Here is a 14,217-nt window from a genome sequence, read left to right as displayed (position 1 = left end):
CCAGTTGACAAGGAGCATGAATCGATGAGTGGACACGGATTCGCGTCGCACTACGACGATGCCCAGGCCATCGACTCCATCCGGAAGCCGACCGCGATCACCGAGACCACGATCGCGGAGATGCGTGAGATTATGGCTCGTTACCCCGAGCCACGTTCCGCCCTGCTGCCGATGCTCCATCTCGCCCAGTCCATCGACGGTTGTGTCACCGATGGTGCGGTGAAGATCTGCGCGGATCTGCTGGGTATTTCCGAGGCTCAGGTCAACGGCGTCGCGACCTTCTACACCATGTACAAGCGCCGTGAAGCCGGGGAACACCACATTGGGGTGTGTACCACCTCATTGTGCGCGGTGATGGGCGGCGACGCCCTGATCGACCAGATGAAGGAGAAGCTGGGCATCGATGAGGGGGAGACCACCGCCGACGGGAAGTTCTCCTTGGAGCGCTTGGAATGCAATGCCGCCTGTGACTTCGCTCCGGTGATGATGGTCAACTGGGAGTTCATGGACCAGATGACCCCGGAGAAGGCCGACAAGCTGATCGACGCCTTGGTAGCCGGCCAGGAAGTCCGCGCCACTCGTGGTGCGACGATCACCTCCTTCAAACAGGCCGAACGTGTTCTCGCCGGCTTCCCGGACGGACGGGCCGACGAGGGCCCCTCGGCTGCGGGTGCCTCGCTGGCCGGGCTGGAGATCGCCCGGCAACGCGGGTGGAAGGCACCTGAGGTTCCCCAGACTCCTGCCATCGAAGGGGAGGAACAGTGAGCGTTGACACCCTGACCCCGAACCTGTCGGACAACTGGGACCAATTTGAGTCCTGGAAGCTCGCCAACTACGAAGCCCGGGGCGGCTACAAAGCAGCCCGCAAGGCATTGTTCGAGATGACCTCTGCCGAGATCATTGACGTCGTCAAGGAATCGGGCCTGCGCGGTCGTGGTGGCGCGGGCTTCCCGACCGGCATGAAATGGTCATTCATCCCGCAGGACAACCCGAAACCCAAGTATCTGGTGGTCAACTGCGATGAATCCGAGCCGGGCACCTGCAAGGACGTCCCGATGCTGATGGCCACCCCGCATACCCTGGTCGAGGGCATCATCATCGCGTGCAAGGCGGTGAACTCCCACCAGGCCTTCATCTACGTGCGCGGTGAGGTGCTGCACGTCATCCGCCGCCTGCAGAAGGCCGTCGCCGATGCCTACCAAGCCGGTTACCTTGGCAAGGGGATTTTCGGTTCTGACTACGATCTCGACATCGTGGTCCATTCCGGGGCAGGAGCCTACATCTGTGGTGAAGAGACCGCCCTGCTTGACTCCTTGGAAGGCCGCCGGGGTCAGCCCAGGCTGCGTCCGCCCTTCCCAGCCGTCGCCGGTTTGTACGCATCGCCGACGGTGGTGAACAATGCCGAGTCGATCTCCTCGGTTCCGGCGATCATCAATAACGGTGCCGCTTGGTACAAGCTGATGGGCACCGAGAAGTCCTCGGGGGCGACCATCTACTCGGTCTCCGGGCATGTGATGCGCCCCGGTCAGTACGAAGCCCCGCTGGGTATTACCTACCGGGAGCTGCTCGATTTGGCCGGTGGCATCCGCCCCGGTCACCGACTGAAGTTTTTCACCCCTGGCGGTTCATCTACCCCGATTCTCACCGACCAGCATCTTGACGTGGCCCTCGACTACGAGGGCGTTGCGGCGGCGGGGTCGATCTTGGGTACCAAGGCCCTGCAGACCTATGACGAGACGGTCTCGGTGGTGCGCACCACGCTGCGCTACACCGAATTCTACAAGCATGAGTCCTGTGGCAAGTGCACCCCCTGTCGTGAGGGATCGTGGTGGCTGGTCCAGACGTTGCGCAATCTCGAAGCCGGCAAGGGCCGGGAGGGCGATGTCGACAAGCTGCTGGATGTCTGCGACAACGTGTCGATGAAATCCTTCTGCACTTTGGCCGATGGCTTTGTGGCCTGCATCACCAGCGCCATCAAGCACTTCCGTGAGGAATTTGAGGCGGGATATCACACCCCGGCGTGGGAGCTGTTCCCTTATGAGAAGAGCGTGTACTTCCCGGATCACCGGGAGAAGATCACGGTGAGTGAGGTGGCTGACCAGTGAGCACCGACGTGAAGACACAGGCCAATCCCGAGTTGGTGACCGCCACCATCGACGGTATTGAGGTCCACGTGCCCAAAGGCACCTTGGTGATCCGTGCCGCCGAGCAGATCGGCATCGAGATCCCGCGCTTTTGCGACCACGAATTGCTCGACCCGGTGGCTGCCTGCCGGGCTTGCATCGTGGAAGTACCTGACGCGGGCAATGGACGTGGGATGAAACCCCAGCCGGCCTGCGCGCTATCCCTGATGCCGGGCATGGTTATTGAGACCGGGGCTAGTTCCGAGAAGGTAGCCAAGCACCAGTCGGGGATGCTGGAGTTCTTGCTGATCAACCACCCGCTTGACTGCCCGATTTGCGACAAGGGCGGTGAATGCCCGCTGCAGAACCAGGCGATGAGCCATGGGCCGGGAGAGTCTCGCTATGAGGGTGTCAAGCGCACCTATCCGAAGCCGGTGAACATTTCTGCCCAGTTGCTGATCGACCGGGAACGCTGCGTGCTGTGCCAGCGCTGTACCCGATTCGGGGCACAGATCTCCGGCGATGACTTTATCTCCCTGGCCGAGCGCGGCGCCTTGTCTCAGATCGTCTCCTACACCGAGCATCCCTACCACTCGGTGTTCTCCGGGAATATCGTTCAGATCTGCCCGGTGGGTGCACTGACCAGCGTCGATTACCGCTTCCAGGCCCGCCCCTTCGACTTGGTGTCGACGGCGACCACCTGTGAGAACTGCGCTGTCGGCTGCGAACTGCGCACCGATCACCGGCACTTCCAGGTGAAACGTCGCTTGGCCGGAAATGATCCACTGGTCAACGAGGAATGGAACTGTGACAAGGGTCGTTTTGGTTTCCGTTCGGGGCACCGCGACGACCGGCTGACCACCCCGCTGGTGCGTCGCGACGGTGCCTTGGTGGCTGCCTCCTGGCCAGAGGCGATCGACGTCGCGGTGCGCGGACTCAAGGCGGCCGGATCCGCGGTGGGCGTGCTGCCCGGCGGACGGCTGACTCTCGAGAACGCCTACGCCTATTCGCGTTTCGCCCGCGTGGTACTCGGCACCAACTCGGTCGACTTCCGCAACCGTGCCTACGGTCTTGAGGAAGCCGATTTCCTTGCAGCTCATGTGGCAGGTCGCGACGTCGAGGACTCGGTCACCCTGGCCGGGTTGGAGAAAGCGAAGAAGATCGTGCTGGTTGGCTTCGCCCCTGAGGACGAGTCACCGGTTACCTTCTTGAGGCTGCGCAAGGCATGGCGCAAGCGCGGGGTAGAGATCATCGACATCGCCCCCTTCGTATCTGATGCCGCCAGGAAGATGGGAGCCCGGACGGTTCTCACTGCCCCTGGAGGTGAGATCGCAGCACTGGCCACGCTCGCCGAAGAACTCGATGCTGACAGCGTGGTGCTCGTTGGTGAGCGCGCCGGATTGGTTCCAGGGTTACTGGGTACTGTCTCCGACCTTGCCGGCAAGGGAGTTCGTTTCGCCTGGATCCCACGCCGGGCAGGGGAGCTAGCTGCGCTGGAGGCCGGACTGCTGCCGGGTCTGTTGCCTGGCTCCCGGCTGGTGTCCGATGCATCCGCCCGCGTCGACCTGCAGGCCGCCTGGGGAGTCGGGAAGCTGCCGGAGGCCGAAGGGCTGGATGCTGCGGGAATCTGGGCCGGGGTGGCTGACGGGTCGGTCAAGGCGCTGGTCACCGGTGGCATCGAACTGGCTGACCTACCCCAGGCCGCTGCCGCCCGCCGGGCGCTGGCCGGTGAGGTCTTCGTCGTCTGCTTGGAGCAGCGGGCCAGCGAACTCACCGAGCACGCTGACGTGGTATTCCCCGTCGCTTTGCTGGAAGAGCAGATCGGCACCTTCATCAACTGGGAGCACCGGCTGCGTGAGGTTGTGGCGGTCAATACCCGCACCGACACCGCGATGACCGATGTCCGGGTGCTGGCTGCCCTGGCCGATGCCATGGGCTCGCAGCTGGGGGTACGCAGCCCTGTCGAGGCCCGTATCGCCTACCACGAGATTGCCGACTGGCAGGGGCTGCGCGGTGACTTCCATCCGACCCCGGCTAACGGAATCACCCCTGGTGAGGGCCTGATACTTGCCGGATGGCGCACCGCTTTGGACGACAGCCGCTGCCTGGATGGCGCGGAGACGGTCCGGGAGACCGCCCCGCCGCCGGTGGCTCGGATGTCTGCGACCACCGCTGCGGCGCTAGACGCGGTGAGCGGCCAGAAAGTGACGATCACCGGCGATGCGGGGCAGATCACCTTGCCGCTGATGATCACTGACCGGATGGTCGACGATGTCGTATGGGTGCCGCTGAACTCCGGCATCCAGGTGATCCCAACAGTCGGGGTCCTCCCCGGGCAACGGGTCCGGGTCAGTCCCGACGAGGCCGCTGGAGGTGTGGCATGACCCCATTGGAAGCCGTCTTCGGCACTGATCCTTGGTGGATCGTCTTGATCAAGGTCATCGGGGTATTCGCCCTGCTGCTGGTGTGGACGATCTTCAACGTCTGGTTTGAGCGGCGCATCCTGGGCAAGATGCAGAACCGCAAGGGCCCCATCATGAACGGTCCCTTTGGTCTTGGGCAGGCCATGGGCGACGGCGTGAAATTGCTACTCAAGGAGGATTTCCGGCCAGCCCGTACCGATGCGGTGGTGTTCTCCGTGGCCCCAGCACTGACTGCAGTGGCGGCCTTCTCGTCGTGGGCAGTCATCCCGCTGGGCGGGACGGTGCGGATGTTTGGTCACGAGACCCACCTGCAGTTGACAGATTTCCCGGTCGCAGCGCTGCTGGTGATGGCCATCGCAGGTGTCGGCTTCTACGGTTTCGTCCTCGCCGGGTGGGCCTCGAATGGTACTTACTCGCTGCTGGGCTCAATGCGTGCAACCGCCCAAGTGATCTCCTACGAGATCGCGATGGGGCTGTCGCTTGTGGCGGTCTTCCTCTACGCATCGACGATGTCCACCTCCGAGATAGTCAAAGCGCAAGGGGTCACGATCTCCATGTTCGGTGTGGATACCCCGCTGCCCAGTTGGTATGGCCTGCTGTTGTTCCCGAGTTTCCTCGTCTACGTCATCGCGATGTTCGGCGAGACCAACCGACAGCCCTTCGATATGCCGGAATGCGAGTCGGAGATCGTCTCGGGCCACATCACTGATTACTCGGGTTTCCGCTACGCCTTGTTCTTCCTCGCTGAGTACATCAACTGTGCGACCGTCTCGGCGGTCTCGGTGACCCTCTTCCTCGGTGGCTATGGGGCCCCGTGGCCATTCAACGGTACCTTCCTCAACGAGGGCTGGTGGACCCTGTTGTGGTTTGTCCTCAAAGTGCAGGCGATGATGTTTTTCTTCTCCTGGGTCCGTGGTTCGCTGCCCCGTGTGCGTTACGACCAGATGATGAGCCTGGGATGGAAGGTTCTCATCCCGGGTTCCCTGGGCTGGATTACCCTTCTCGCTCTCACCCGCGGCTCCTTCATCCATCGCTGGACTTCACCGTTGGTATGGGTCGGGGTCGTCGTAATCATGGTGATTGCGGTGTGGGCGGTCTTCCGGGCCAGTGACGAAGGTGAACCCGCCGTCGTGTCGGTTCCTGCAGCAGCCGGTGAGGTCTTTGATGCCTTCGCCGATGGCTACCCCGTACCCCCGATGCCGGGCACTAATCTCATTGAGGGAGTGGTGGTCCCGGCTTCCGATTCCACAGCACGCACCGCCAGCATGAATGGAGCTGATGTCTGATGGGAGCTTGGTCAGGATTCGGCATCACCTTCCGGACGATGTTCCGGAAGTCCTTTACCCAGGGCTATCCGCAGAAGGGTCAGGAGAAGGTCACTGCCCCGCGCTACCACGGACGCCACCAGCTGAACCGCTGGCCCGACGGCCTAGAGAAGTGCGTCGGCTGTGAGCTGTGTGCCTGGGCTTGCCCGGCCGATGCGATCTACGTCGAGGGCGCGGATAACACATCCGAGGAGCGTTTTTCCCCGGGTGAGCGCTACGGGCGGGTATACCAGATCAACTATCTGCGCTGCATCCTGTGCGGGTACTGCATTGAGGCATGCCCCACCCGTGCACTGACCATGACCAATGAGTTCAAGTTCTCCGACCGGACCCGTGAACTCATGATCTACGAAAAAGACCGGCTTCTCGCCCCGCTGTTGCCGGGCATGGAGGCTCCGCCGCATCCGCGGCGTCTGGGCGACGACGAGAAGGACTACTTCCTCGGTCTGCCGCCCACCGGCCAACTCGACACCCGTGGTCCGGTCACCGCTGGTAAGGAGGCCGAGAAGTGATTCCACTGATCACAGGCCAGGCGGTCGCATTCTGGATCTTCGCGGTGCTCGCCGTGGCAGGTGCCCTGGGAATGATTACCTGCCGCAAGCCCGTGCACTCGGCGCTGTGCCTGGCCGGGATGATGGTTTCCTTGGCCTGCATCTACGCAGCCCTTGATGCACCCTTCCTATTTGTCTCGCAGATCATCGTGTACACCGGTGCGGTGATGATGCTGTTCCTGTTCACGATGATGATCGTTGGCGTCGACACCACCGATTCCATGATCGAAACGATCAAGGGGCATCGCGTCGCATCCTTCCTCATCGCCGCGGGTTTTGGTGTCATGCTGGTCATTGGGGTCGTCCAAGGAGCCGTCGGTGGGGCTGCTGCCGGGCTTGAACAGGCGAACGGCGCGGGCAATGTGCAGGGTATCGCCCGGATCGTCTTCGGTCCCTTCCTGTATCCCTTCCTCGCCACCTCGGCGCTCATCATGATCGCCACCATGGCGGCGATCGTGCTGTCTCACGGCGAGCGTCTGACCCCCAAGCAGGGCCAGATCGAACGTGCCCGGGCGCGCAACGAGGCCTTCATGGCCACCGGCGCCGATCCCGGCCCGATGCCCGCCCCTGGCACCTATGCCCGCAAGAATTCGATCGATCAGCCGGCGCTGCTGCCCGATGGGTCGGTCGCTGCGTCCTCGATCTCCCCGACCCTCAACGTGCGGGGTGTGGCGGTTGTCTCCAATGATGGGCTGCGTTCGGCTCACCGCGCGGCGATCACCCGCTTCGTGGAGGACCGTGACGCGATCATCGGCACGAATACCGCCCAGGCGGTCGCTGAGGAACTGGATGATCTGGCACAGGCGGCTGACGATCAATTGACCACCACCGGCGAAGGAGAGCAGTGATGGATCCCAACGCCTACCTGATCTTGTCGGCCATCCTGTTTACGATCGGTGTGGTCGGATTCCTGACCCGGCGCAATGCCCTGATCGCTTTCATGTCCGCGGAACTGATGCTTAACGCGTCGAACCTCGCGATGGTCACTTTCAGCCATGTCACCGGCAACCTTTACGGTCAGGTCGGCGCCTTCTTCGTGATGGTCGTCGCCGCCGCCGAGGTGGTCGTCGGACTGGCGATCATCATGATCATCTTCAAGACCCGGCGCTCTGCCTCGGTCGACGACCAGAGTCAGCTGAAGTACTGAGGAGCCAAGCGTGTACCCAATGGAAATGGAAATCGTGGATCCGGTGGCTGCCACCGGTATCTTCCAGTTCGCCTGGGCGCTTATCGCCTGGCCACTGCTGGTCACCGCGATCCTGTTGCTCGCAGGAAAGGCCTCCAACTCTTGGGGTCACTTGCTGGGGGTGGCCGGGGCGGTTGGCGACTTCGTGTTGGCTGTGGTGCTGTGGATCCAGATGATCGGCACCGAGGTTCCCAATCGTGCGGTCAAGGTGCCGGTGACGGAGTGGATGACGATTGGCACCATGTCGGTGCGAGCGGATCTGCTGGTAGACCAGTTGTCCATTCTTTTCGCCCTGCTGGTGACTGGCGTCGGCTCGCTGATCTTCTGCTACTCGATCGGCTACATGGCCCACGACCCGAACCGGCGTCGCTTCTTCGCCTACCTGAACCTGTTCATCGCGGCGATGCTTACCTTGGTCCTAGCCGACAACTACGCCCTGCTGTTCATCGGCTGGGAAGGTGTGGGTCTGGCCTCCTATCTGCTCATCTCCTTCTGGCAGCACCGCAACTCCGCTGCGCTGGCAGGCAAGAAGGCCTTCTTGGTCAACCGCGTCGGTGATCTCGGGCTGCTGTGTGCAATGTTCACCATGTTCGCTCTATTCGGTTCGGTGAACTTCAACCAGGTGAACCACGCCATTTCCGGGGCTCCGGCAACGTGGATCACCGCTATCGGGATCTTTCTGCTGGTGGCGGCCTGCGGCAAGTCTGCCCAGGTGCCGCTGCAATCCTGGCTGCTTGACGCTATGGAGGGCCCGACCCCGGTGTCGGCCCTTATCCACGCAGCGACGATGGTCACCGCAGGTGTGTACCTGGTGGTTCGGTCCCACGCCATCTATGAGCTGACCAATGCCGCATCGCTTGCCGTGATGGTCGTCGGCGTCGTTACCCTGCTGGCCGGGGCCTGGGTTGGTTCCACCAAGGATGACATCAAGAAGGTGCTGGCCGGTTCCACGATGTCGCAGATCGGCTACATGATGCTGGCCGCGGGCATCGGCCCAGCCGGTGGGGCCTTCGCGATCTTCCACCTGTTCACCCATGGTTTCTTCAAGGCCAACATGTTCTTGGGCGCAGGTTCGGTGATGCACGCCATGGATGATGACACCGACATGCGTCATTTCGGTGCCTTGCGCAAGGTGATGCCGTGGACCTTCGGCACCTTCGCCATGGGTTATCTGGCCATCATCGGCATCCCGCCGCTGGCCGGTTTCTACTCCAAGGATCACATCGTCGTCGCGGCCTGGGAACGTGGCCCGGTATTCGGGGTACTGGCCATGATCGGTGCCGCGATCACTGCCTTCTACATGACCCGGCTGATGATGATGACCTTCCTTGGAGACAAGAGGTGGGCCGAGGGGATTCATCCCCACGAATCGCCGGCGATCATGGTCGGTCCGCTCGTCGTGCTGGCTATCGGCTCGGCGGTGCTGGGTGTGGTGCTGAACAACGCCATCCAGGTGTGGCTGGCCCCGCCGACAGGTCACCATCCGCACGAACTCGCCTGGTACCACGTGCCATGGCAGGGATGGGCAACTCTCCTGCTGGTCATCCTGGGTGTGGCCGTTGGTTACTTGGTATACCGCCGTCCGATTGCCTTCGATGCACCCGGGAAGGTCAATCCGCTGGTCTACATCGGGCGCAACGACCTGCTGGCCGACAAATTCAACCACTTGGTCTTCGTCCGCGGTGGTGGGGCGCTTGCCTCGGGCATCGCTTTGGTGGACGACGTCATCGTCGACGGTGCGGTCCGATCGCTCGCAGGCGGCACCAAGGGCTTGGGCGGGGTATTGCGCCGCACCCAGACCGGTTATTCGCGCAGTTACGGCCTGACGATGGTGCTGGGTGCGGTCATCATCGCAGCCGTGTTGATCCTCGGCCGGTTGGGCTGAGAGGGGAGCACACCGATGGAGAACATTCCGATGCTCACGATCCTCGGCCTGTTGCCGCTGGTGGGAGCCCTGGTTGCCTTCGGGGTCAAGGGTCGCGCCGGACGCAACGTAGCCTTCGGGTTCTCGTTGCTTACCTTCGCGGTCGGGTTCGCGGTCTTCCATATGTCGCTTCATAGCGACTTAGCCCAGACCGTGGACTGGATTCCACAGATCGGCGCACACTACGCGCTGTCGGTCGACGGGATGGCCCGGGCGATGGTCTTGCTCACCGTCATCCTGACCCCGCTGGTACTCGCCTTCGAGTGGAACAACGACACCCCACACCTGGCGGCCCACAAGACCCCACGGTGGGATGTGAACGTTTTCGGGGCCCTGGCGCTACTTGTCGAGGGTTTCGCCCTGTTCGTGTTCATGTCCGCCGACGTGCTGCTGTTTTACCTATTCTTCGAAGGTTCACTGATCCCGCTGTTCCTGATGATTGTCGGATGGGGTGGGGAGAAACGCCGGGGCGCGGCGCTGAAATTCTTGCTGTTCTCCTTGGCCGGTGGCCTGGTGATGCTGGTGGCCCTGATCGGGGTCTATGCCGCCACCTCCGCGGCGGGCAATCCGACCTTCCTAGTCTCCGAGATCGCCGCGATCGAGATCGATCCCCGCTTGGCCCGGTGGCTGTTCGCCGGTTTCTTCTTCGCCTTCGCGGTGAAGGCCCCGATGGTGCCAGTGCACACTTGGCTGCCCGACACCGCCGAACAGGCCACTCCCGGAACCTCGACGATGCTGGTCGGTGTGCTCGACAAGATCGGCACCTTTGGAATGATCAAGTTCTGTCTGGGACTGTTCGGCGAGGCATCCCAATGGGCCTCCCAGTTGGTCATCATCGTGGCGGTGGTCTCGATCTTCTACGGCGCCTTCATGGCGATCACCTCGAAGAACCTGCTACGCCTAGTCGCCTACACCTCAGTGTCCCATTTCGGTTTCATGGTGTTGGGCATTTTTGCCTTCACCATCACCTCGATCGCAGGTTCGATCTTCTACATGCTCGCCCACGGGTTCTCCTCGGCGGCCATGTTCTTCGTCGTTGGATTCTTGGTGAACCGTCGCGGCTCCGCCGAGATCAGCGATTTCGGCGGGGTTCAGCGGCTCGCCCCGGTGCTGGCCGGAACCTTCTTAGTCTCCGGACTGGCAACCCTGGGCCTGCCGGGCACCGCGAACTTCGCCGGTGAGTTTTCGATCATGGTGGGTGCTTTCCGGGTAATTCCAGTGATGGTCTTCGTCTCAGTGATCGCCACGGTGCTGGCTGGTCTCTACGTGTTGTGGGCCTATCAGCGGGTGTTCACCGGGGAGCCCACCGAGGAGGTCCGGGAGAAGATCACCGATGATCTGGGCGGAAGGGAACGTGCCATCATCGGCGTGCTGATCTTCCTGTTGCTGTTCTTCGGCTTCATTCCCAGATTCGGGGCGAGTGTGTCGGAGAAGACGGCGACCGCCACCATGTCGCAGCTCGGTATCGATGATCCCGTCAACGGGTCGATCGGAGGCAAGTGATGGAAGCCTTTATTCCCGCCGCACCGCTGTTCGTGGTGTTCATCGGCGCCATCATCGGCGTCGCTATGGAAGGCGCGGTTCCCAGGTTGCACCGTCCGACGATCCAGTCCTGGTGGACCGCCCTGGTGATTGTCGCCGCTCTCGGCTGGACCGCCGTGGATTGGAATCGCGGGCAGGGAACATTGAGTGCCAAGGCTTCCTTGGCGATCGACGGCCCGACGTGGGCCGCTTGGGTCCTGCTGCTGTTTTTTGGGTTGCTGTCCCTGCTGCTGTTCGCTGATCACCGGGTCGGTGGCGGGGAGTCCCCGTTCGTCGCATCCGCATCGGCGGTGCCAGCCTCCCAGGCCGAGCGCGATGCCATCGCGGCTCGGCAGGAGCAGACCGAAGTTTATCCGCTGCTGCTGTTCTCCTTGACGGGCATGATGTCCTTCATCGCGGCGAACGACATGATCACGATGTTCGTCTCGCTGGAGATCTTCTCCTTCCCGCTGTATATCCTTGCCTCATTGGCCAGGCGTCGTCGCCTGCTGTCCCAAGAGGCAGCGCTCAAGTATTTCCTGCTGGGTGCTTTGTCCTCGGCCTTGTTCCTCTATGGTCTGGCCCTGCTCTACGGCTTTTCTGGTTCCTTCTTCCTGCGTGACATCGACTCATCCATTACCTCTGGTGCCGGCTCCGAGCCGCTGTTGCTGGCGGGCATGGGGCTGGTGTCGGTGGGCATCTTGTTCAAGCTGGGTGCGGTGCCGTTCCACAACTGGGTACCTGATGTGTACACCGGTTCGCCGACCCCAGTCACCGGGTTCATGGCGATCTGCACCAAGCTAGCGGCCGCTGTGGGTCTACTGCGTATCCTCTACGTCGCCCTCGGCGCGATGCGCTGGGACTGGCAGTTGTACGTCGCGGTGATCGCGGTACTCACCATGCTGGCTGGTGGTCTGATCGGTCTGATGCAGACCGATGTGAAGCGGCTGATGGCCTACTCCTCAATCGCCCATGCAGGTTTCATCCTGACCGGCGTCGTGGGAGCCACCACTGTTATCTCCGGACTGGCTGAGGGACGCATCGGATCGGTTGCCTCGGTGCTGTTCTACTTGGCCGCTTACGGCCTGCCCACCCTGGGTACCTTTGCCATCATCGCCCTGGTACGCCGCTCCGGTGCCGAATCCTCCGGCTTCGATGCTTGGGCAGGGTTGGGGCGCCGTCGACCGGTGCTGGGCGTAGCGATGACGATCTTCCTACTGTCCATGGCAGGCATGCCGCTAACCGGCGGGCTGATCGCCAAGATCATGGTCTTTGCTGCCGCCTGGCAGGGCCATTACCAGTGGCTTGTTGTTGTGGCGGTCGTCGCTTCGCTGGTCACCGCGGGTTTCTACTTCCGGGTCATCTGGGTGCTGTTCGGCGAAGCCCCCAGCGAGCAGACCGCGGTCGTTCAGCCCGGTGCGGGCACGTGGACAGTCATCTGGACCGGGATCATCGGCACCTTTGTGCTGGGTGTCTGCCCGGGACCGCTGCTCGAAGTACTCAACAACGCTGCGGTGTTCCTGCGCTAAGCGCAGGAGAACAGTTCGCGTACCCGTGTGCGGCCTCGTCATTCGGCAGGGGACCAGCGCACGGGTACTGTGCTGTGTGCGGCTTTCTGCACGTGAGCGATGAACGGAGCGACATGACCGACCAGCAATTCGAGACGTTGGTCTCTGACGCTTTGGAGACCTTCGAGAAACGTCTTGATGCGGTGGTGCGCAGCGACAATCCTTTTGTCGACGCTGTAGCCCGGCACACCACGTCAGCCGGAGGAAAGAGATTTCGCCCCGGACTGGTGATCACCGCTGCCCAGCTGTTCGGCGGGGGCGACCCGGAACAGGTGCTGCGGGCTGGATTGGTTGTGGAGCTCACTCATGCCGCATCGTTGTATCACGACGACGTGATGGACGAGGCGGAGTTACGTCGTGGTGTGTCCAGCGCCAACAATGCCTACGGGAACTCCGTGGCCATCTTGGTGGGTGACTTCCTGTTCGCTCGGGCCTCCTCCGAGGTGGCGGCTCTGGGCCCGGTCTACGTCGACCTGCAAGCCCGCACCTTCGCCGAGCTGGTCACTGGACAGATCGCCGAGACGGTCGGCCCCGCCGATGGTGTCGATGCCATTGAGCACCATCTGGCGGTGATCGGCGGCAAAACAGCTTCGCTAATCCGCACTTCGGCACTGTTCGGGGGAATGGTCGCTGGTGCTGATCCGACCCAACTGGATGCGCTAGCCGCCTACGGGTGGGAGATCGGCATGGTCTTCCAGCTCTCCGACGACCTCATCGATGTGATCTCCGACACCGCCGGGAAGACCCCGGGAACAGATCTGCGTGAGGGAATCCCCACCCTACCCACCCTGTTGCTGAGAGCCTCGAACGATCCTGCCGACCGCGCACTGGTTGCTCAGATTGACGACGGTTTGAGCGACGATGCGGTGCTCGCATCGGTGCTTGCCGAGCTTCGGTCGAATAAGGTGATTGATCAGGTGCGGGCTCAGATTGCGGAGCGGGCTGATGCTGCTCGCACCCACCTAGCCCCGCTACCGGATGGCCCCGCCAAGGATGCCCTGGCACAGCTGTGCGACGAGGTGGTGCGTCGCTCGGCCTGAGCGGTTTCTCGCGGATGGGCCAACGGAAAATGCCACGAGGGCCGACCCGTGGCGGGTCGACCCTCGGCGTGATTTGGTACCGGACTGGTCAGGCCTGATCGGCTGGGGCCAAACCGTACTTGTTCGGGCCCGGGCTTCCGGACATGAACAGCATCACCAGGACGATGAGGGAGCCAACAAAGGGGATCAGACCCAACAGGACGAACCAACCGGAGCGATCCTGATCGTGGAAACGACGGACCATAACGGCCAGGTTCGGGATAAAGATGGCCAAGCCGTAGATGCCGGACAGGATGCTGACGGGCGAGGAACCGGTTTCGGACATGGTGAGGCTGGTCAGTGCGCCAAGAACAATACCGATGGCAAAGTTTGCCACAAACCAGACGGCCCACTCACGTTGGGATGCGCGGCCAGTGAAGGTCGCGTACTGCGACAGGGTGCTCTTGAGAGAATCGGTCACGCTCATGTGTTTGTACTCCTTGTGATTGATCTTGTGAAATGAACCTTAGTGACTGGGGGAGGCCACCTTCGAGTTGTTGGCAATCTTGTTGAGGGA

The 14,217-nt window shown here is 62.3% G+C and carries 12 protein-coding genes; 11 read left to right on the top strand and 1 reads right to left on the bottom strand.

The features are described 5' to 3' along the window. The first annotated feature begins 24 nt into the window (after nucleotides 1-24). The 11 genes from nuoE to HMPREF1531_RS01090 all read left to right on the top strand — a co-directional run bounded on the left by nuoE (nucleotide 25) and on the right by HMPREF1531_RS01090 (nucleotide 13,661). Nucleotides 25-765, top strand: coding sequence for an NADH-quinone oxidoreductase subunit NuoE (nuoE, locus tag HMPREF1531_RS01140; protein WP_016668051.1), 741 nt, complete (start codon nucleotides 25-27; stop codon nucleotides 763-765). Further along, nucleotides 762-2,105, top strand: coding sequence for an NADH-quinone oxidoreductase subunit NuoF (gene nuoF / locus HMPREF1531_RS01135; RefSeq protein ID WP_016668050.1), 1,344 nt, complete (start codon nucleotides 762-764; stop codon nucleotides 2,103-2,105). The genes nuoE and nuoF overlap by 4 nt, the downstream gene beginning before the upstream one ends. After that, complete coding sequence (locus tag HMPREF1531_RS01130; RefSeq protein WP_016668049.1) at nucleotides 2,102-4,507, top strand: NADH-quinone oxidoreductase subunit G; 2,406 nt, start codon at nucleotides 2,102-2,104, stop codon at nucleotides 4,505-4,507. The genes nuoF and HMPREF1531_RS01130 overlap by 4 nt, the downstream gene beginning before the upstream one ends. Further along, nucleotides 4,504-5,832, top strand: coding sequence for an NADH-quinone oxidoreductase subunit NuoH (gene nuoH / locus HMPREF1531_RS01125; protein ID WP_016668048.1), 1,329 nt, complete (start codon nucleotides 4,504-4,506; stop codon nucleotides 5,830-5,832). The genes HMPREF1531_RS01130 and nuoH overlap by 4 nt, the downstream gene beginning before the upstream one ends. Further along, nucleotides 5,832-6,383, top strand: coding sequence for an NADH-quinone oxidoreductase subunit NuoI (nuoI, locus tag HMPREF1531_RS01120; RefSeq protein ID WP_016668047.1), 552 nt, complete (start codon nucleotides 5,832-5,834; stop codon nucleotides 6,381-6,383). Before nuoH ends, nuoI begins: the two co-directional genes overlap by 1 nt. Continuing rightward, nucleotides 6,380-7,270: an NADH-quinone oxidoreductase subunit J gene (locus tag HMPREF1531_RS01115; RefSeq protein ID WP_016668046.1), complete on the top strand. Its 891-nt coding sequence runs from the start codon at nucleotides 6,380-6,382 to the stop codon at nucleotides 7,268-7,270. Before nuoI ends, HMPREF1531_RS01115 begins: the two co-directional genes overlap by 4 nt. Then, nucleotides 7,270-7,569 carry an NADH-quinone oxidoreductase subunit NuoK gene (nuoK, locus tag HMPREF1531_RS01110; RefSeq protein WP_016668045.1) on the top strand — a complete coding sequence of 100 codons (300 nt, stop codon included), beginning with the start codon at nucleotides 7,270-7,272 and terminating at the stop codon, nucleotides 7,567-7,569. Before HMPREF1531_RS01115 ends, nuoK begins: the two co-directional genes overlap by 1 nt. 19 nt (nucleotides 7,570-7,588) lie before the next feature. Beyond that, entirely contained in the window at nucleotides 7,589-9,493 is a 1,905-nt protein-coding gene (nuoL, locus tag HMPREF1531_RS01105) for an NADH-quinone oxidoreductase subunit L (RefSeq protein WP_084669234.1), read from the top strand. 15 nt (nucleotides 9,494-9,508) lie between these two features. Beyond that, nucleotides 9,509-11,035 carry an NADH-quinone oxidoreductase subunit M gene (locus tag HMPREF1531_RS01100; RefSeq protein WP_016668043.1) on the top strand — a complete coding sequence of 509 codons (1,527 nt, stop codon included), beginning with the start codon at nucleotides 9,509-9,511 and terminating at the stop codon, nucleotides 11,033-11,035. Further along, on the top strand, nucleotides 11,035-12,582 hold the full coding sequence (nuoN, locus tag HMPREF1531_RS01095) for an NADH-quinone oxidoreductase subunit NuoN (protein ID WP_016668042.1): 1,548 nt from the start codon (nucleotides 11,035-11,037) through the stop codon (nucleotides 12,580-12,582). Before HMPREF1531_RS01100 ends, nuoN begins: the two co-directional genes overlap by 1 nt. Nucleotides 12,583-12,695: 113 nt before the next feature. Next, on the top strand, nucleotides 12,696-13,661 hold the full coding sequence (locus HMPREF1531_RS01090; RefSeq protein ID WP_016668041.1) for a polyprenyl synthetase family protein: 966 nt from the start codon (nucleotides 12,696-12,698) through the stop codon (nucleotides 13,659-13,661). Between the two features lie 88 nt (nucleotides 13,662-13,749). Here the strand turns inward: HMPREF1531_RS01090 and HMPREF1531_RS01085 are convergent, their stop codons facing one another. After that, the gene (locus HMPREF1531_RS01085) at nucleotides 13,750-14,127 is read right to left on the bottom strand and encodes a DUF805 domain-containing protein (RefSeq protein ID WP_016668040.1); all 378 of its coding nucleotides are present in this window, start codon (nucleotides 14,125-14,127) and stop codon (nucleotides 13,750-13,752) included. Between the last annotated feature and the right edge of the window lie 90 nt (nucleotides 14,128-14,217).

This window comes from Propionibacterium sp. oral taxon 192 str. F0372 (assembly GCF_000413315.1).
In the GTDB taxonomy this organism is placed as follows: Bacteria; Actinomycetota; Actinomycetes; order Propionibacteriales; family Propionibacteriaceae; genus Brooklawnia.
The sequence above is the reverse complement of the archived record's forward strand: the minus strand, read 5'-3'. Positions and strand labels throughout refer to the sequence as shown.